The sequence below is a fragment of the Bacteroides caecigallinarum genome, assembly GCF_021530995.1.
Classification (GTDB): domain Bacteria; phylum Bacteroidota; class Bacteroidia; order Bacteroidales; family Bacteroidaceae; genus Phocaeicola; species Phocaeicola faecigallinarum.
Genome location: NZ_JADYTF010000321.1, coordinates 1 through 327, shown reverse-complemented (window position 1 = coordinate 327; position 327 = coordinate 1). Strand labels below are relative to the sequence as shown.

General features: G+C 51.4%; 1 rRNA gene. It reads right to left on the bottom strand.

The features are described 5' to 3' along the window. A 23S ribosomal RNA gene (locus I6E24_RS17655) occupies positions 1-327 on the bottom strand; the annotation flags it as partial.

Genomic DNA, 327 nt, shown 5'->3' with positions numbered 1-327 from the left:
TCAAGCACCCTTCTGCCATTACACTCTTGGGCCGGTTACCGATCGGCCTGAGGGTACCTTTAGAAGCCTCCGTTACGCTTTTGGAGGCGACCACCCCAGTCAAACTACCCACCAAGCAATGTCCTTCAACTCGAAGTTAGAACTCAAACAAACGAAGGGTCGTATTTCAACAGCGGCTCCACGAACACTGGCGTGCCCGCTTCAAAGCCTCCGACCTATCCTACACATCGCGTGCCCAAATTCAATGCTAAGCTATAGTAAAGGTTCACGGGGTCTTTTCGTCCCATCGCGGGTAATCGGCATCTTCACCGATACTACAATTTCACT